This window comes from Chryseotalea sanaruensis, assembly GCF_003990915.1.
Taxonomy (GTDB): domain Bacteria; phylum Bacteroidota; class Bacteroidia; order Cytophagales; family Cyclobacteriaceae; genus Chryseotalea; species Chryseotalea sanaruensis.
Genome location: NZ_BHXQ01000005.1, coordinates 548,772 through 566,918, shown reverse-complemented (window position 1 = coordinate 566,918; position 18,147 = coordinate 548,772). Strand labels below are relative to the sequence as shown.

The 18,147-nt window shown below is 35.2% G+C and carries 13 protein-coding genes; 6 read left to right on the top strand and 7 right to left on the bottom strand.

The genetic code is table 11. The annotated features are described in order from the left end of the window. Nucleotides 1-30 precede the first annotated feature (30 nt). The 3 genes from SanaruYs_RS15625 to SanaruYs_RS15615 form a co-directional block, all read right to left on the bottom strand. A complete protein-coding gene (locus SanaruYs_RS15625; RefSeq protein WP_127123517.1) occupies nucleotides 31-450 on the bottom strand; it encodes a 6-pyruvoyl trahydropterin synthase family protein in 420 nt (139 codons plus the stop codon). Between the two features lie 46 nt (nucleotides 451-496). Continuing rightward, the gene (locus tag SanaruYs_RS15620; RefSeq protein ID WP_127123516.1) at nucleotides 497-3,865 is read right to left on the bottom strand and encodes a S8 family serine peptidase; all 3,369 of its coding nucleotides are present in this window, start codon (nucleotides 3,863-3,865) and stop codon (nucleotides 497-499) included. A gap of 90 nt (nucleotides 3,866-3,955) precedes the next feature. After that, the gene (locus SanaruYs_RS15615) at nucleotides 3,956-4,537 is read right to left on the bottom strand and encodes a T9SS type A sorting domain-containing protein (protein WP_127123515.1); all 582 of its coding nucleotides are present in this window, start codon (nucleotides 4,535-4,537) and stop codon (nucleotides 3,956-3,958) included. A gap of 294 nt (nucleotides 4,538-4,831) precedes the next feature. Between SanaruYs_RS15615 and SanaruYs_RS15610 the strand changes: the two genes are divergently transcribed. Continuing rightward, the gene (locus SanaruYs_RS15610; protein ID WP_127123514.1) at nucleotides 4,832-7,639 is read left to right on the top strand and encodes a M16 family metallopeptidase; all 2,808 of its coding nucleotides are present in this window, start codon (nucleotides 4,832-4,834) and stop codon (nucleotides 7,637-7,639) included. Nucleotides 7,640-7,764: 125 nt separating this feature from the next. On the opposite strand, the gene SanaruYs_RS15605 is transcribed toward SanaruYs_RS15610, so the two are convergent. After that, entirely contained in the window at nucleotides 7,765-8,793 is a 1,029-nt protein-coding gene (locus SanaruYs_RS15605; RefSeq protein WP_127123513.1) for a prolyl hydroxylase family protein, read from the bottom strand. Nucleotides 8,794-8,997: 204 nt separating this feature from the next. On the opposite strand from SanaruYs_RS15605, the gene SanaruYs_RS20140 reads away from it, so the two are divergent. The 5 genes from SanaruYs_RS20140 to SanaruYs_RS15585 all read left to right on the top strand — a co-directional run bounded on the left by SanaruYs_RS20140 (nucleotide 8,998) and on the right by SanaruYs_RS15585 (nucleotide 15,535). After that, nucleotides 8,998-9,174, top strand: coding sequence for a hypothetical protein (locus tag SanaruYs_RS20140; RefSeq protein ID WP_160118690.1), 177 nt, complete (start codon nucleotides 8,998-9,000; stop codon nucleotides 9,172-9,174). A gap of 163 nt (nucleotides 9,175-9,337) precedes the next feature. After that, nucleotides 9,338-10,528, top strand: a complete 1,191-nt coding sequence (locus SanaruYs_RS15600; RefSeq protein ID WP_127123512.1) for a hypothetical protein — start codon at nucleotides 9,338-9,340, stop codon at nucleotides 10,526-10,528. A 1-nt stretch (nucleotide 10,529) separates the two neighbouring features. Further along, the gene (locus tag SanaruYs_RS15595) at nucleotides 10,530-12,029 is read left to right on the top strand and encodes an MBL fold metallo-hydrolase (protein WP_160118689.1); all 1,500 of its coding nucleotides are present in this window, start codon (nucleotides 10,530-10,532) and stop codon (nucleotides 12,027-12,029) included. Between the two features lie 14 nt (nucleotides 12,030-12,043). After that, complete coding sequence (locus tag SanaruYs_RS15590) at nucleotides 12,044-14,245, top strand: peptidase domain-containing ABC transporter (RefSeq protein WP_127123510.1); 2,202 nt, start codon at nucleotides 12,044-12,046, stop codon at nucleotides 14,243-14,245. Next, nucleotides 14,246-15,535 carry a beta-barrel domain-containing protein gene (locus tag SanaruYs_RS15585; RefSeq protein WP_127123509.1) on the top strand — a complete coding sequence of 430 codons (1,290 nt, stop codon included), beginning with the start codon at nucleotides 14,246-14,248 and terminating at the stop codon, nucleotides 15,533-15,535. Nucleotides 15,536-15,833: 298 nt separating this feature from the next. Here SanaruYs_RS15585 and SanaruYs_RS15580 read toward each other — a convergent pair whose 3' ends face one another. From SanaruYs_RS15580 to SanaruYs_RS15570, 3 genes are all read right to left on the bottom strand, one after another. Next, entirely contained in the window at nucleotides 15,834-16,670 is an 837-nt protein-coding gene (locus SanaruYs_RS15580; protein WP_218022449.1) for a tetratricopeptide repeat protein, read from the bottom strand. 209 nt (nucleotides 16,671-16,879) lie between these two features. After that, nucleotides 16,880-17,467, bottom strand: a complete 588-nt coding sequence (locus SanaruYs_RS15575) for a hypothetical protein (protein ID WP_127123508.1) — start codon at nucleotides 17,465-17,467, stop codon at nucleotides 16,880-16,882. Nucleotides 17,468-17,497: 30 nt separating this feature from the next. Then, nucleotides 17,498-18,031, bottom strand: coding sequence for an adenine phosphoribosyltransferase (locus SanaruYs_RS15570; protein WP_127123507.1), 534 nt, complete (start codon nucleotides 18,029-18,031; stop codon nucleotides 17,498-17,500). Between the last annotated feature and the right edge of the window lie 116 nt (nucleotides 18,032-18,147).

The following is an 18,147-nucleotide window of genomic DNA, read 5'->3' as shown; positions in this document are numbered from 1 at the left end:
GGCTTGAAGATTAGATTTTAGCATGGAGATTTACTCACCAAAGTATTCAACGTAATTGCGAGGTGTCTCGTACAGTTTAATACTATGTAGTTGACCATACTTTGTAATAGACGAAAGTTTGGGTGACAATATTTTCCAAAACTCAATAACAAGATTCTCAGTACTGGCTAGTTTGTTAGTCATAAAATCCACATCTACATTCAGGTTTTTATGATCCACTTTGTCTACAATTTCCTTCCGGATCAAGACACTAAGTTTTTTTAGGTCGACCACAAAGCCAGTATCGGGATCGGGCTTGCCCTTGACTGTTACAATTAACTCAAAATTGTGCCCATGCCAATTGGCGTTAGCACAAGGGCCAAAAACTTCTTCATTTTTTTCCTTCGACCAGGCTGGATTATAGAGTTTATGCGCGGCATTAAAATGCTCTTTGCGACTTACATACACCATACTGCAAATATACGATTCATTCGCCAGTGGTTTCCCATCGTTGAACCTATTGATGTGATATTATCAATTTTTCGAGGGTGATTGAGCCAGTAGTATGAACAACTTTGACAAAGTAAAGTCCATTTGGCAGGTCTTTTACCAATACCGGCATAGTTATGTCAACCGATTTTAATAACAGACCGAGGTTATTGTACAAATAGGCGGTCTGCGGTAATAAAGCTTCAGTTTTAAAAGAAAAATATTCGTTTGCTGGATTTGGGTAGAGATGAGAAGATGGTGAGTCTTCATTGATTGCCGAAACCAGATAAGGAGATGACAACCGATTACACGTCCCATTAGATATTAAAACCTCATACAATCCAGGTTGTTGATTGTCGGTAAGTTCACGGGCAAATGCATTTTCAATGATTTCTCTGTTTAGATACCAGTGGTAGTTATTTGTCATTAATAAACTGATGAGCGATCCTGAAGGACTCAAAAGAATATCATTTTCTGGCAAGGGATTATCATTGATAGCAATAGTACGTGAGAAGGTATGACTTTGCTGATCTTTTGTCACTGTAAGGCCAATACTTACTGAGCCTACAGATTCAAAAGAAAGAATAGGATTCTGCATGTTTGAATCTCTTGTATTATTTAATGGATCTGAGAATGTCCATTCCCATGTATTTGGATTGCCTAAGGAAGTATCGGTAAAGCTTGTCAATCCATTAACACATGCAAAGTTGGCTTCGAAATCTGCAAACAATACCTGTTCGCAAGGTAGTGTGAGCCAATTAGCAGCATTTTCAATCTGGCCTGAAGTACCAACATTTATAATCCCTAAACCTGTAGCGCTTACGTTGCTAACATTCAAGTTGTCAACACAAAGTATTTTATGTTCTACGAAATTGATAGTAGCTCCACCTTCGCTCTTAATCAGACAAGGGAGTAATGTTGTTGTGTTTACCGCTAAAGTATGAAGCTGTTGTTCAGTACCATCTGCCAGCGTCCATTGGGCACCATCAAGTAAATGTAGCGTCTCAAATTCAGGTGATCCGTTAGTTGTTAAGCTACTTGTGCATGTTAACTGTGTTATTCTTCCTTCGCCACTTAGCAAAATATTTCCTCCTGTTATTCTAATTTCTCCATTGAAATTATTACTGCCTAATGACAATTGAACATCATTATCAGAAATCAGAAGTATAGCGTTATCTGCCTTAAAGGTAATTGTTGATGCAAGACTCAGCGCTTCACTGATTGTCAACTCAACATTCGATATATCCAAAGTAGTCGTGTTAGCTGCAGTCAGACTCGTAATATCTGATTTTAGCATAGCCCATTGGTGGGAACCATTGTTGATTTCTACATGGCCAGCTTTAAAAAAACCATCAACAGACCAGTTGCCTGACTGAAAAGAAAGATCAGTATCATTCAAATCAGAATCAGTAAAATGAATAACACCCTGCTGACTTGTTGAGAAGCTTAGAATTCCAGCACCAATAACTTTTGCACTATCCGAAGCAAGTGTTAATGCTTTGCTGATGGCAAGGGTGTTACTTTTTAAATCTAAAAAAGTCTTTTTATTACATAGCCATTTTATCTGACCGACACTCGCATTGTCTGTTAAGCGTATTGTGTCTTCCTTGTTCAATGATAGTTCGTCAATGATTATTACATCGTTACCCGTAGGCAATTGATTGGCAGCACTACCCGAAGATGCAAATGACCAATTGCTTGCATCTTGCCAATTGCCGGTATTACCGATCCAATAAAAAGTTTTTGAGTTTGTGCCTTGTGATTCATATGAAACCACTAATGAAAAATCCTGATGGCCGTGTCTGAGTTCTCCTTTGTGGCGAACCAGAATCTTATAGCTTTTATTTAAAGGATTAGATAATTCAATTTTTTCAACGTTATCCCTACTGTTATCTGCCTGAATCGCCTGTGCTTGTGGTACACTTGGATTTAATGACCAGGGCAGAGTAATAAGTCCATCCTCATCGATAAGTCTTACGTCAAGGTCGTTCACCAGCATTCTATCAAGCGGATCGAGTGAAGCACTCACGGGAGTTCCTTCAGGGTCAGTCCAGCTGAGTGTTATACTAATCTTTTTATTTACTTGTGGTTGAATCGTTAATTCATAGTTAGCATTATTCAATAATCTTTCTTCAACCAGCAACTTATCAATATAGTTTTCTGCGATTAAAAAATCGGCTCCTGCTTTTACATCTATTAATCCCCATCCAAATTGATAGTCGGGACCAGGTTTTGGTCCTGCCTCTTTTGCTGTATGAATTGCAAGTGCTTTCAAGGTAGCGGCCTTCATAAATTTTCCAGCATTTAATTTTGCATAAAGTTCTTGTAACAATATTAATGAGCCGGTTACACCTGGAGTGGCCATTGAAGTACCTGTTGAAAATTCATAGCCATTAGTACCATTGGCATTTGTAGAGAAAACATCCATGCCGGCAGCAACCAGATCAGGTTTTATTCTTCCGTCATCAGTAGGCCCCCAACTGCTGAAGTGGCTCATCACGACACTGGCAGGCGAAGTGTAGTTTGCAACTTTTTGTACTGCCCCTACCGTAATAATATTTTTACCTACAGCATCTGAGATAATACAATCATAACCAGTCCCTCTGTTACAATCTGCTGGCTGTGTACCACTACCGGTGTCGAAGCGATCATTACCGGCAGCCCAAACAATAGTGTAGTATGGTGACAGATATGCCAAAGCATCAATATTTTTTGTTCGCTGACCATAGAAACCATGGCGATAATCTTCATCAATACTGATTTCCGGATCGCCAAACCATGTCCAAGTCCCATTACGCAACGACCAGCCTGTTACTGCTCCATAAGAATGATTGGAGAAAAGTAATGGTTTGTCATTATTTGCCGCAACACTCATTTCCGAAATATCATTATTAAAATAATAAGTGAAGGCGCTTGCCTGAGGAGCCATGCCTCTGGCCAATGGATTAACACCTGCTGCTAATATAGTACCCGTTACATGTGTTGCGTGAGATTCAAAATCGTTTCCTTCTTTTGAAAGAATTCTGTTTCCAAATTCAATATGATCTTTTACCAGGCCATCATCCCATACGCCACAATTAATGCCTTTACCTGATAACTGAAAAGAGCCAAGTGGGTTTACCAAGTTAAAAGCGCCTGATGTTTTGGCTGCGCCATCATTCAATGGAGCGCGATAAGAAAAATGATCAGCATCATCCATGACAAGCAACCATTTCTGTTGCTTAATACTATCGAAAAGAATACTGGGAATATTTTCGGTCTGGACTTTTTTTATCCCCAGCATGTAGAGTGTGCTGTCTTCAGCCATTCTTGCTTTGGCAAAATCCTTTAGCGGAGATACCTGGGCTAAAACCAACGAGCACGAGAAGATTAAATATAAAAGCAGGAGTCTTTGCATATTGCTGTGCAAAGATAAAACAAAAGTTCCGTTGATTTAAAAAGCAAATAATGCCTGCCTTTTTGTTTAAGGCAGGCATTATTAATATGCTTATTTTGCGCTAATCAGGGTTGATGCACCTTGATCGGTTGTCACTAAAAACTTTAGACCTTCCGTATTATTAGCAAAATTATAAATTTTGCTATACTGCTTGTTTAAGCTTTCCTCTTGTTCATACAATACTCGATCGTTTTGATCTGTAATTCTGACTGTAAAACGTTTCGCTTTTTCATCTGCTACTGTCAGTAAAAACGAGTCCTTCTTTTTCATCGAAATTACATTTGATAGTAAGAGTACTTTACGATTACTGGTGTTTATTTTTTCTACAAACTCTTCAGTGCCATCATTCACCACAACGGTATACTCACCTTTCTTCATGGCCGATAAATCGTAGGGCCTGATAAAACCATCTGACTTACGAATTACCTCGGTAAAGAGTAGTTTATTTTCTGTATCATAAATTGACACTTCAATGGTTGTAACTTTTGTATTTTTATAAAACAACTGAATATGATCTGCATCTTTTTGCATAATAGCAATTTTAGATGAAGCTTTTGGATTATCAATCCCACCGGCAAGCACAACACTACTCACAATTGTGAGCATGACGAAAATTGAGAAGGTCTTTTTCATGCGTCTTTATTTATTATGACTTGAAGACGCGTAGCAACATGCGATAGTTGCAATATCCATGTTAAGAATAGTTAAAGAAATCTTAAGGTCTATTAACATCTAATCCGATCTGGGTTAGATGAATTAAACTTTTGAGTCTATGAAATTTTATGGGTTAAATCTCTTATTCTCCTTGTAATTAAACGTTCATACTTTATTGCTAAAAGCTGAATCCCTCAAATTGCGTTAGTAAATGCTTGTATTAATACTGCTTATAAACTATCTTCAACATCTCGTTAAAACTAAAATCAATCCATGAAAAGATTATTAATGAATTCGTTGCTAATCATAATGATAGCAACCATGCCTCTTCTGGCACAAAAGAAGGGAAAAGAAAAAGCAAGTAGTGCTAAAACAACTCCAACACCAGTTGAACAGGCAAAACCAGCACTGGCGCCTCCTGTAAAGTTTACTTCGGTTGAGGGAATCACTGAATATAGATTAGCCAACGGACTTCGTGTGCTTCTGTTTCCTGACCAATCGAAGCAGACTATTACAGTAAACATTACTTATATGGTTGGTTCCAAGCACGAAAACTATGGTGAAACAGGTATGGCTCACTTGTTGGAACATTTAGTGTTTAAAGGAACACCTAAACATCCAAACATTCCTCAAGAATTAACTGAGCATGGTGCAAGCCCTAACGGAACAACCTGGGTTGATCGCACCAATTATTTCGAGACTTTTAATGCCACTGAAGAAAATTTAAAGTGGGCTTTAGATTTAGAAGCTGACCGCATGGTTAACTCCTACATTGCTAAAAAGGATTTGGATAGTGAAATGACAGTTGTGAGAAATGAGTTCGAATCAGGCGAGAATGATCCCTTTAGTGTGCTTTTAGAGCGTGTTACATCTACAGCATATCTGTGGCATAACTACGGTAAATCCACCATTGGATCAAAAGCAGACTTAGAAAATGTTCCTATCGATAGATTGCAAGCATTTTACAAAAGATATTATCAGCCTGATAATGCAGTATTAGCTGTAGCAGGAAAAATTGATGAGACAAAAACACTTGAATTAATCAACCAGTATTTTGGTGTTATTCCCAAACCAGAACGTGAATTACCAAAACTTTATACACTTGACCCAACACAAGACGGTGAACGTTCGGTTGTATTAAAAAGAGTTGGTGACGTACAAGTAGCCATAGGTGCTTACCACGTTCCTGCAGGTTCGCATGCTGATTATGCTGCTATTACTATTTTAACCCGTGTGTTAGGTAGTGCGCCATCAGGAAGGCTTTACAAAGAATTAGTAGATACCAAGAAGGCAAGTAGTGCAGGTGCATTTGCATTTGCATTTAAGGAACCTACTTTACTTTTCACTTATGCTGAAGTCTTAAAAGAAAAGTCTCTCGATGATGCTAAAAACACCATGCTAGGTGTAATGGATAACTTCACCAAAACGGCTCCCACCAAAGAAGATATTGAAAGAGCAAAGAACGAAGTGTTGAAGCAAATAGAACTATCATTTAATTCTTCTCAATCAATCTGCTTACAATTGAGTACCTATATTGGTATGGGTGATTGGCGTTTGCTGTTTATAAACCGTGATCGCATTAAAGCAGTTACACCAGAAGATGTTCAGCGTGTGGCACAGCAATACCTTAAGCCTGATAACCGCACAGTTGGTGTATTTGTGCCTACAGAAAAACCTGAGCGTGCTGAAATACCAGGTATACCTGATGTTGAAGCAATGGTGAAAGATTATAAAGGTAATCAGGCTGTAGCCGCTGGCGAAGCCTTTGATCCGTCTCCAGCTAATATTGAATCAAGAACAGCACGTGCTGATCTGGCTAACGGGATGAAGCTTGCCATGCTTAGTAAAAAAACAAGAGGTGAGGCTGTTGAAGTAAGAATGACGCTTCGTTTTGGTGATGAGAAATCATTGCAAAACAAATCTACTGCCGGCCGCTATGCAGCCAGTATGTTGAACAAGGGAACATCCAAATTAAGTCGCCAACAAATTAAAGATGAGTTTGACAGGTTGAAAGCCAATGTGTTTATTGGTGGTGGTGCTTCACAGGCTTTTGTGATTATCACCACAACGCGTCCTAACCTAGTAGAAACATTAAAACTTGTAAGAGAAGTTTTACGTGATCCTGCTTTCCCAGCGGATGAGTTTGAGAAATCTATTAGTGAAGAGATTGCTGGTATTGAGTCGCAACGAAGCGAACCGCAAGCCATTGCTTTTAACAGAATTCAACAACACACTTCCCCGTACCCTAAGGGGGACACACGATATACAGAAAGCTTTGATGAGTCTATTGCTTCACTTAAAGCACTAAAGCTTGATGAAGTAAAGAAGTTTTATAAAGATTTCTTTGGGGCTAACAATGCCACCATGTCTATAGTTGGTGATTTTGATGCAAATGAAATCAAGGCACTTTCTACAACACTATTTGGTGATTGGAAAAGCAGCATGCCGTATACTCGCATTACAAATAAAGCGATGCCTGTAAAGACTATCAATGAATCTATAGAAGCACCCGACAAAGCGAATGCATTTTTTGTAGCCAACTACAGCTTTGAGATGCGCGATGACAATGCAGACTACCCTGCTTTAGTGTTAGGTAATTATATGTTAGGTGGTGGTTTCTTAAATTCAAGATTAGCTACACGCATTCGTCAAAAAGACGGACTTAGCTATGGCGTAGGTTCACAATTTAGTGCAGGTTCTTTAGATCCGGTAGGCAGCTTCTTTGCGTATGCTATTTATGCTCCTGAAAATGTAGAGAAGCTTGAAGCGGCTTTCAAAGAAGAAATTCAGAAAGTAATTACTGAAGGTTTTACTGCTGAGGAGATCGCTGCTGCTAAATCTGGTTGGTTACAATCCAGAACAGTATCGCGCTCGCAAGATGGTGGTTTAGCCGGAACATTAAACAACTACTTATTCATTGGTCGTAACATGGCATGGGATGAAGCCTACGAAAAGAAAGTAGCAGACTTAACACCTGAGCAGATTAATGCTGCCATGAAGAAACACTTAAAGCCTGAAATGATTAACATTATTAAGGCGGGTGATTTTGCTAAAGCAAAAGCGAAGGCAGAAGGTAAATAAAAGTTAGTAACAATTTTAAAAGCCACGGGTAGTTAAAACTGCTCGTGGCTTTTGTTTGTTAATATTGATCGGTATACTAATAAAATTACACATCCAAAACTTTGAATGAAAAAAATATGGTAATCCTAAGGTTTAGGGTATCTGACCCAGATATTGCAGGCATACTTCACCCCGCTTGTTGTTGGGAGACCAGAGTGAACTGAATGTAATATTTTATTATAGCTTTCATCAACATTTCTAAACATCAAGCAACGACCTTTTTTTGGGGTAATCTTAAGATCTATTTCAGGAAAATATGTTTCTCCCGCTTGGTAGTTGTCATTAAGGTAAATTAAAAGTGTATATAATCTTCTGTTTGTTATATCACTATCAAAGTGAACTCCAAATTGTTCACCAGGGCCATATCTAACGCATTGAATATTCTCAATATTATTTACTAATGACCCAGTAAATTGAGAAACCTTAGAATACAAATTATTTAGTGCTGAGATATTTCTATCTTCAATTAATGCACTATAACTAGTTCTTACTGGATGTACAATATCATCTTGTCCATTTGCTATGTCAACTTTACTCCTAGCAAATAATTCGTTCGAATCACAATAGTCAATTATAAAATCACAATCTTCATTTGATATAAAATTGTCAATAATTCTTACTGAGCCTTTATAGATATTTTTTAGACTATTTTCGATTTCTTTATTCTCAAGGTACAACTCCTCACCAGATTGATTTAAAGAAACCTCTAAAGGAACTAAAACCCCCTCTGTCCAGCGCTCTTCAAACTCTTTTAATGACTCAGTTTGAACTCCAGAACCAGCTAAATAATATGATACAAAGTCATCACTTATTCCGACAACTACAATAAATACTCCTAAACCTTCAAGATTACCTGGTAAATAAGCTATTGCTGGCAGATTTACAGATTTCAAAATTTCTATGTTAGCTTTTAGAACAATGCTTGAAATCCCCCATCCTTCAAGCATTTTGCATAAATAATCCAATGGTATGACAGGATAGCTTGCACAATCAAATAATTCATTCCTTATAGTCATTTTGGTAACTTTAACATCCAATTTCTCAATTAGGTGTTCCACAGTTAAAACTGTTGTATTAAAAATTACATCGGCAGGGTCTTTAAGGATAGGGTGCATAGGTTCAATAAATCAAATGAGAAGTTCTTTTAATTTTCGTTCAGTTTAAACAATTTATATTTGGTTAACGGTAAAAGTAAATAGTTTTCCCACAAAAATTTTGTGAAGCAAACTTTTTTTTAGAAGTTTACTTTGATGACGATAAGTAATCTAACAATGGTTCTTGGGTATCATCAATTTTTAAAAATTAACTCAAGTGCAGTTATGGAAAACAAAAAAATGAGTCTTGCAGACTTAAAGGCAAAAGTTGATTCTTCGAATTTTGTCGCAAACATCGAAGCCATTAAAGGAGGCGAACTAGCTGATTGTCATCAGCTTTTACCAAAAGGAACGGTTATCATAACAACTCCAACTACTCCAACAACCTGTCACCCTCATTAATCAAAGGGATTTAATTCATACTTTGAATAAGTCCATTGGGCTGTCAACAAATGGCAGCCCTTTTTTTATCAAAATGTGCCAAATCTTAGAGGCCATCAGAAATATAAATTCAATAACGCATAAAGCCTCATCCATATACACATCAACTTCGATTTAAAACAAAATGAAACTTCTGAACTTTGAAATAGATAAAAATTTGGTTTTTAATAATCAAGCTGAACTTGCAGATACTATTAGGGTACTTTTCTATAAGCAAAATCCTCTATTGTTTGATAAATTAGCCTATGACAATGATTTAGCATTTCTTGAGCCAACCCTATTCTATTTTTTTTTAGCAGAAAGTAAAAATCTTACAACATCAACATTGGAACAATCCGTTTTTGGTTACATAGAGCCATCTTTAAGACCAAAGGAGTTTGAAGCACGCTCTGATCAATTTGGGTTTATTAATTTACCGAATATTGGCTACTTGCATAGTGAGCCTTCTCAACAAGTGAAGATAGTGTGGGATTTTAATAGCAAAGAATTAAGAATAAAAGATCAGATTTCAAAATTGACTACAGATTCATTTATAAATGGAACTTCAATACGCCTTTGTAAGCATCACTCATTTCTAATTTCACAGTTATCATTAGATGGTGAAATGGTAAGATTTAATGAATCTGCTGACCACACTCTAACACGCCACCTTAATCACATTGAGAATGCGTTCGTGATGATGAAAAAAATATCCCCTGAGTTTACCGAACTACTAATCAATACAGTCCGTGAAATTTCAATTATGAGCAGCCCAAATATTTATTCTATGGCTGCGATTTCCTACCATGGTACAGCATTCATAAATACAGAGGGCCTGGCACATGATGAAGTCTTTTTTATTGACGACCTCGCCCACCAATGTGGCCATGTTGTATTCAATGCACTTACATTACAGACTACGGAATATTTAAAAGTTCCAAAAGAAACATTTCTCAGAGAATTTATTTCGGAAAAAAGAGAAGGCCGAACAATTTATGGGGCTTTTCACGGTCTATTTACTTATACAACGATTCTATTCTTTTTAGACAAAGCATTAAGCGGCTTCCAATTCGATGTTAAGCAAAGACACGAGATTATTGGTAGAATAGGATTCTACACAAAAAAATTCGGCAGTGATCTCAAATCACTGGACAATGATCAAATATTTACGAGTGAGGGGTTGAAATTTATTAAAAAATTTAAAGATGGATACGACTATATTAATGATAAATATAATGACAAACTGATTCTTATGAATTTTGAAGGATCTCCATATGTGTTTAGTTATGATTTCTTTAATCAGCTTAATCCTATTAGTAAATTTGAAACTATTTAAAATGAAAAATATACAATTAGTAGTGATAGGTATACTTTTTTTTGTTATACCGTCTTCAGTAAAATGCCAAAATGGGTTTGATCATTATGGAAACTATCAAGACGCCTTGGGCATTTTGATGAAGTCAATTGATACCTATGGGGGGCACAAATCTATAAGTGTTCCTGTTTCATTTAAGGCCAATGGTATAATGTTTAATCTAGGCCATTATACAATTCCTTATGAGAGACGGGAGTTTGGTATTAACGAAGCTAATTTCTTTTATGAAAATGAACAGTGTGTTTTTTCAAGCAAAGAAATTGTCATGTATGGAAACACTTATCGAAATTTGACTTTTTACAAAAGTGATAGTGTTATCGTTAAAGATTATTTTCAGGCCGACAAACAAAAATTGGGTAAACAGAGTAGAGATCAATTGATTAATCAAGTTCAAAAATCTTTACCTTCAAAATTTCTAAAATTTGCTTATGAGCATAGGAATACGTTGTCATTATGCTTTAGTTCAGATACATTAAAAGTTGTTTCATTTAACGACAAAAGTGGCAATCATTTTAAAATTTCTCTTGACTCAAAATTCCTGCTTACTAAGATTGATGAACTAAAATATAGCGACTTATATGGAGATTATATTGTTACCACTGAATTCCATGGATATCATCAACTTGAAAATTTATGGGTGCCATCTGAAAGAATTGATAAAGAGTATGGGCAAATCGAAAAAAGATTATCAATTTCTGATTTTAAAGTTTATCCTGCAAAAAATAATCTAATCAGCGAATTAGATTCTGAGTTTAGGTTGGATACATTAGTACAGCATAAACCATCAGGTGTTTCAAGAGAAAAGATTGGGAAAAATCTGTACCTACTTAAACTTAATACTCTAAACAATAAGGTAATTATAGCTGAGAATAAGCTCCATTTTGACATTTATGAATTACCAAAAGGATTTGAAACTCATCAAGCAATAATTTCTGAACTACAAGATATAAATCCTAATAAAAAGCTAAAGAATATCTTTGTCAGTCATCACCATCCCGATCATGCAGGAGGACTAAGATGGTTTAATGAAATTAATGTAATCACGACAACAGGAAATGTAGACTATTTTTCAAATATTTTTAGCAATACCCATTCCTTATCAAATTCTTATGAATACATTTCAAACAAACCAGATATAAAATATGAAATTATTCCACAAGGGAGTCATAGAAAATATTCCGACTCATTTAATGAATCTATTGTGTATGAAGTTGGTGATACAGAACACACAAAGGAGTATCTGGTCTATTATTTCCCGAACGAAAAAATTCTTTTTGTTGGTGATTTAATGTCCTTCCCAATGAATCAAAAAACTCCATTTTCTGGTCAACGAGGCAAGTCTGTTTATGATTTGATTCTAAAAGAAAAATTAAAGGTTGATAAAATTTATACTTCTTGGCCGCTTAAAGGACAAAAAAACTTTGGTTTATTAAATGACCTTAAGGATTCATTGATTAAGTAAGTTCCCATTTTAATATGAAAAAAAAGCTTCCTTTTTTTAGGCAATTGGATCAAATGGACTGTGGACCAACATGTCTACAAATGATTAGTAAATATTATGGACGCTATTTTGATATTGGTTATCTGCGGAGTATATGTAATCTCGCTAGGGATGGAAGTTCGCTTGGGGGATTGTCAGATGCTGCTGAGAAAATCGGTTTTAGCACCTTAGCTTTAAATACCACTTATAATGATTTGGTCGAAAAAATTCCGCTCCCATGTATTGCACACTGGCGCCAAAGACATTTTGTAGTTATTTATGAAGCGACTGAAAAGAAAATCCTTATTGCTGATCCAGCCCACGGCTTAATATCATACTCGGTAAGTGAATTTATTCAAGGTTGGATTCCAGAAAAAAAACCAAACGAAAATTCAGAGGGTATTTTACTATTATTAGAAACCACGCCACTTTTCGATCAACAAGAGGATAGGATAGAAACAGATAGAGCACTGCCTAATTTTATTACAAAGTATTTTCGGCCATTCAAAAATTATAGCACCCCTATAGTAATAGGGTTAATGGTTGGGAGTTTACTTCAACTAACGTTTCCATTTATAACTCAGCAAATAGTAGATACAGGCATTAATACCAAAAATGTAAATTTTATCTATTTGATGCTTATAGCACAGCTGATATTGTTTTTGTCTCAAACATCTATTAGCGTGATTCGAAGCTGGCTGTTGCTTCACATCACAAGCAGAATGAATTTAAGGATGTTATCAGATTTCTTGATAAAATTAATGAATCTACCAGTTTCATTTTTCGATTCTAAAAATAATGGAGATCTCCTTCAGCGAATTCAGGACCATAATCGTATACAAGCGTTTTTATCTGCTGCTACTTTAGATACGATCTTTTCTCTTTTTCCTTTTATAATTTTTGCTGGTATTCTATGGTACTTTAATCTTTCACTTTTTTTAATATTTTTTATTGGGTCATTAATTTATATTATATGGGTATTATTATTCATGAAAAAAAGAGAGCTTATAGACTATAGATATTTTGACCAAGCTTCCGGGAATCAAAGTAGCACTATTCAACTCATTAACGGAATGCAGGAGATTAAATTGAATGGATCAGAAAAAAGGAGACGATGGGAGTGGGAAGCAATTCAAGCAAGACTTTTTAAGTTAAACATTAAAAGTTTAGCCCTCTCGCAATCACAAAATGAGGGTGGTCGTTTTATTAATGAAATAAAGAACATTGTTATAAGTTTTATAGCTGCTAAAAGTGTGATTGACGGTCAACTAACATTTGGGGGAATGCTATCTGTTCAATATATAATCGGTCAAATGAATGTCCCGATAAACAATTTTATTTTTTTTGTTCGCAGTTATCAAGATGCCCGACTGAGCATTGCGCGGCTAAAGGAAATACATGAAAAAAAGAATGAGGAACCCAATGAGGAAACAATTAGCGAATTGCCTAATGACAAATCAATTGAGTTCGATAGCGTTAGTTTTCGATACGGAAGCACTGCCTCTGAATTAGTGTTGAAAAATATTAGTTTCACTATACCAGCAAGCAAAGTTACGGCAATCGTTGGTTCTAGTGGAAGCGGTAAGACCACACTCTTAAAACTTCTTTTAAAATTTTACGAACCAACTTTAGGCAATATTTTCATTTCAAGTAATAACTTGAAAAATTTTGGCTCAAAATTTTGGAGAAGTAATTGTGGTGTTGTTATGCAAGATGGCTATATTTTCTCGGATTCTATTTCTAGAAATATTAGTGAATCAGATTCAAACGGAGTTATAGATTATCAAAAGCTCAAATTAGCAATTCAAATTGCTAATTTGGGAGATTTTATAGAAAATCTTCCAATGGGTTATAATACGAGAATTGGTTCTAGTGGAGTGGGGATAAGCGGTGGTCAGAAGCAGAGGATTTTAATAGCTCGCGCTGTCTATAAAAATCCCGATTTTTTACTTTTTGATGAAGCAACTAGTGCCCTTGACGCTACGAATGAAGCTGTGATTATGAATAATCTAGAATCGTATTTTCAAAAAAGAACAGTTGTGGTCATTGCACACAGATTGAGCACTGTAAAAAAAGCAGATAAGATAATTGTTCTAAATAGAGGGGAAATAGTTGAAACAGGAAATCATGAAGAATTGGTTTTAAAAAGAGGATATTACTACGCTTTAGTGAAAAATCAATTAGAATTAGGAAACTAAATGGAAGAGTTTGAATCAGATAATAGAAGTGAGGCAGTAAGAGATTATCTAGAGAAAATGCCTCGTGTGATAATTCGCATTGGCACTTATGTTATTGCAGCAATATTTATTTTAATTTCAGCCCTAACTATACTAATACAATATCCTACAATTGTAAAATCTGATTTTAGACTTACATCTAAAGTTAGTATCAAGCCCGTAATTGTTAGATCCAACGGAAGACTAGAAAAATTATTTGTAAAGGAGTCTGAAGTCGTTTTAAAAGGACAAATACTTGGCTGGGTTGAGAGTTCAGCTAATCACCAAGAAATCTTGGATCTTGAGAAAGAATTGAGTGTTATTAGCGAGTTATTTTTTAGAAATGAATTTAATAAATTCAGTGAAAATAGACTTGCTGATTTTAAATCATTGGGTGAAATTCAAATGCTATATCAGGAATTTCAACAACACTATACCAAAGTGATTCTTCTATATAGTGACAAGTTTTATGAGTCACAACGAAATATTTTGTTAGCGGATTTAAATGAATTGAATAAAATGAAGCGAACTCTTGAAGAACAGGGGCAACTATTCAAACGTGATTCTGAACTCGCATCTAATGAATTTTTGATTAATCAAAAATTATACAATGAGAAGGTGATTACATCTATGGATATTGATAGGGAAGAGAGTAAGTCATTAGCAAAAAAGATACCTTTGAAAAATTTGGAAATGCTTATAATAAATAACAATTCATTGATACTTAAAAAACAAGGTGAGTTATTAGACTTAGAAAGAAATCTTTTTGAGGACACTGAAAAATTTAAACAATCTCTGAATTCTTTAGTGAGTTCTATTGTGGCATGGAGAAAAGAATTTTTGTTAGTCTCTCCGTCAAATGGAATTATACACTTTTCAGGAATACTTCAGGAAAGCCAATACTTGACTATCAATTCCGAGGTATTTTATGTAGGTCCTTCTTCAAGTTCTTTTTTCGGTGAAATTAATATCCCTCAAAATAATTTTGGAAAAGTACAAATAGGACAAAGAGTAATAATTAAACTGCATGGTTATCCGTATGAAGAATTCGGAACAATGGAAGGTTCAATTTCTTCCATTGCAGAATTCAGTAAATCGAATAAAGATTTTTTCTATGCAACGGTATCATTGAGGGAAAATTTGAGAAATAGCAAGGTTAAGGACATTACCTTAAAGGATGGGATGCTCGCAACTGCTGAGATTATCACAGAAGATTTGACCCTAGCTGAAAGAATATTTTATAGCTTTAAGAAAAATCTATCATCCAGATGATTAGATGTATTAAATTTAAATAAAGGCATATTACTGAAAAATGGTTGGTGGGTTAGTGAAAAAGTATTTGGAAATCAATTAGTTGAATAACATTTTAAGAATTTTAGTGGAATGTATTTCACTAAACTTTTTTATTCTTCGAATTCGATACTATATAAAAATCATAAACGCTTAACTGTGAGTTTTTTAAGTCATAAATGACCAGAATGATTTCTTATAGCAAAGGGATTAAAAAAAAGTCACCTACCATTTTTCAGTACATTATCTAAATAAATCAGAAGATAGCTAAGGACTGATATTATCTTTTAGTTAATCTAAGCATATCAATATAAAATTGTTTTATTTGATAGGGATACTTTTCGTAAATGGCATTGTCTTCATTTATAGTGAAACCCCTTTTAAAATCCAATTCACATGAATTTAATAATTCATCCGCAACCTCTAATAAGCCTAGTCTAAACAGTGATATTGACTTGTAATATTTTACATCTGAGAAATTGGGATATTTCTTTAATGCCCTATCAAAGTACTTAATCGCCATTTCATGATTATTTAATTCTTGAAAAGCGATACCTGCATAAAGTAGATCCAAGTGATGTACCCAACTCTCACTATTAGATTTAAGCATTTCGCTAATACTTGCTTCAAAATATTTAACTGCCTTTTCAAATTCATTCAGCTGCAAGTAGCACAGACCAATATAAAAATCATAAGAATGATCCATGACGTATCCATTGACTCCCTTTATTTTCTTTGCGGTGATAAAGCTCTCTAAAGCATTTTGATAATTTTTTTGAAAGATACATTGTATAAACGCCTTGTAATCAATATAACTCTTAGGATCAAGTTCAACTGCTTTTTCTAGAATTTTAAGCCCCACTTCATATTTTCCTAATTTGAAATAAGGCATAGCCTTTTGTTGGTAGTAGTATGCAATATTTGGATTTTCATGTATTGCAGAATCAAGATATGACTGATATTCTGGTGAAAAATATCTTAAAGTCCATGCACCTTTTTCTAAATATCTTTTTGTTATTTCGTCATCAGTAAGGCTGCTTTCACTGATTTTGTTTGTTTCTTGTCCTGATGTTGAGCATGACATTAAAATAAATATCAAATAGAAATAATATCTCATTGTTAAGATTGCTTTTAATGAATAAGTATTTAACGCAATATTTAATTGATTTTTAGACTCCTGCACCTGAAAATAATAAGAAAATTCAAAACTTACATGTTTGTAAAAAAGTTAACGAGATTTAGTTACTTTATCAAGATAAAAATCAGTCTTGAATAAAACTATCTATTGTAGGAGCTAAATGAAATTTTGAACAGCGCTGGGCTGGTCTAATTCAAATGAAAAACATCCTTACTCTTTTCTTCGTGTTCGAGTAGTTGCAAGTGGTAGGATACTTTATTTTTTAAAAATCTTTGCTGTTTGTCTTCTTGCAGGGTTACGAATTTATAACGATCTGCGAAGTCCAGGCTGAGTTCATTTGCTATTTCAAATATTGAGCAGCTTCTTATCTGACTAGCAATTCCCCGCATCATTCGATAAGTATTGTATTGAAGGTACAAATCTTCATCAGGGAAGGTGCTTAAGTTAACTTCCCAATGCTCCACTTCTCCCCCAGGATACAATTTTCCAGGATAGGTTCTTTTTTGCTCGTGTAAAAAGAAAATATCTTCACACTTAACAATGATATCAAGCTCTCCATTGGGATAACGCTTGGTGACCGTCTCCAGCCGCATTAAAGAACCAATTCTAAGGTCATTAAGCGGATGATCGAAATAAATGCCAAAGCGTATATCGCGCGACTCTACATCCTGCAAAAGCTGTTTATACCTTGGCTCAAAAATGTGCAAAGGAACCAGTTCTGCCGGGAGAGGTAGAATACGAAGTGGGAATATGGGTATATGAACAGAACGCTCCATTAATACTTAAACAAAGAAATCCCCGAAGGGTTAATAACTTATTAAATAATTCGGTTTAACGCCAAATTCATCAAAAAGGATATTATCGCCTTTTAAGAAAGAAAGATTAATCAAGAAAGAGAAAGCTGCTGTCTCTGCACCCAACTTATGCACCAAACGAGCTGCTGCAGCTGCAGTGCCCCCTGTCGCTAATAAATCGTCATGAATCAATACGCGACTACCTGGTTTAAGGGCATCCTGATGTATTTCTATAGTAGCTTTACCGTATTCAAGGTTGTAAGACTCAGATATGGTATGAAATGGCAATTTTCCTGCTTTACGTACAGGTATAAAGGGAATTTCAAGTTCGTAAGCCAATAATGACCCGAAAATAAATCCTCTGGATTCTATCCCGATAATGGCATCATAGCCGCCAGATTTAAAATCTTTAACCAATTCCTGTACTATTTCGTGCACGAGGCTTGTGTTGGCTAAAACAGGAGTGATGTCTTTAAACAAAATACCTGGTTTGGGAAAATCGGGCACATCTCGAATAACTGATTTTACTTTTTCGCTAATTGACATGTATGAGATATTTGCGGAAAAATAGAGAAATAATATGCTAAAAGGCCATTAAATACTCAATGCCGTTTACTTAAGCTTACTTTTTATTTGGCCTCACCCTTCCCTCTCCTTAGGAG

Excerpts from the sequence above, each read along its gene's own strand:
- SanaruYs_RS15600 (WP_127123512.1), top strand. The coding sequence starts at position 9,338 with ATGAAACTTCTGAACTTTGAAATAGATAAAAATTTGGTTTTTAATAAT.
- SanaruYs_RS15590 (WP_127123510.1), top strand. The coding sequence starts at position 12,044 with ATGAAAAAAAAGCTTCCTTTTTTTAGGCAATTGGATCAAATGGACTGT.
- SanaruYs_RS15570 (WP_127123507.1), bottom strand. The coding sequence starts at position 18,031 with ATGTCAATTAGCGAAAAAGTAAAATCAGTTATTCGAGATGTGCCCGAT.
- SanaruYs_RS15580 (WP_218022449.1), bottom strand. The coding sequence starts at position 16,670 with ATGAGATATTATTTCTATTTGATATTTATTTTAATGTCATGCTCAACA.
- SanaruYs_RS15610 (WP_127123514.1), top strand. The coding sequence starts at position 4,832 with ATGAAAAGATTATTAATGAATTCGTTGCTAATCATAATGATAGCAACC.
- SanaruYs_RS15615 (WP_127123515.1), bottom strand. The coding sequence starts at position 4,537 with ATGAAAAAGACCTTCTCAATTTTCGTCATGCTCACAATTGTGAGTAGT.
- SanaruYs_RS15595 (WP_160118689.1), top strand. The coding sequence starts at position 10,530 with ATGAAAAATATACAATTAGTAGTGATAGGTATACTTTTTTTTGTTATA.
- SanaruYs_RS15605 (WP_127123513.1), bottom strand. The coding sequence starts at position 8,793 with ATGCACCCTATCCTTAAAGACCCTGCCGATGTAATTTTTAATACAACA.
- SanaruYs_RS15575 (WP_127123508.1), bottom strand. The coding sequence starts at position 17,467 with ATGGAGCGTTCTGTTCATATACCCATATTCCCACTTCGTATTCTACCT.
- SanaruYs_RS15620 (WP_127123516.1), bottom strand. The coding sequence starts at position 3,865 with ATGCAAAGACTCCTGCTTTTATATTTAATCTTCTCGTGCTCGTTGGTT.
- SanaruYs_RS15585 (WP_127123509.1), top strand. The coding sequence starts at position 14,246 with ATGGAAGAGTTTGAATCAGATAATAGAAGTGAGGCAGTAAGAGATTAT.
- SanaruYs_RS15625 (WP_127123517.1), bottom strand. The coding sequence starts at position 450 with ATGGTGTATGTAAGTCGCAAAGAGCATTTTAATGCCGCGCATAAACTC.
- SanaruYs_RS20140 (WP_160118690.1), top strand. The coding sequence starts at position 8,998 with ATGGAAAACAAAAAAATGAGTCTTGCAGACTTAAAGGCAAAAGTTGAT.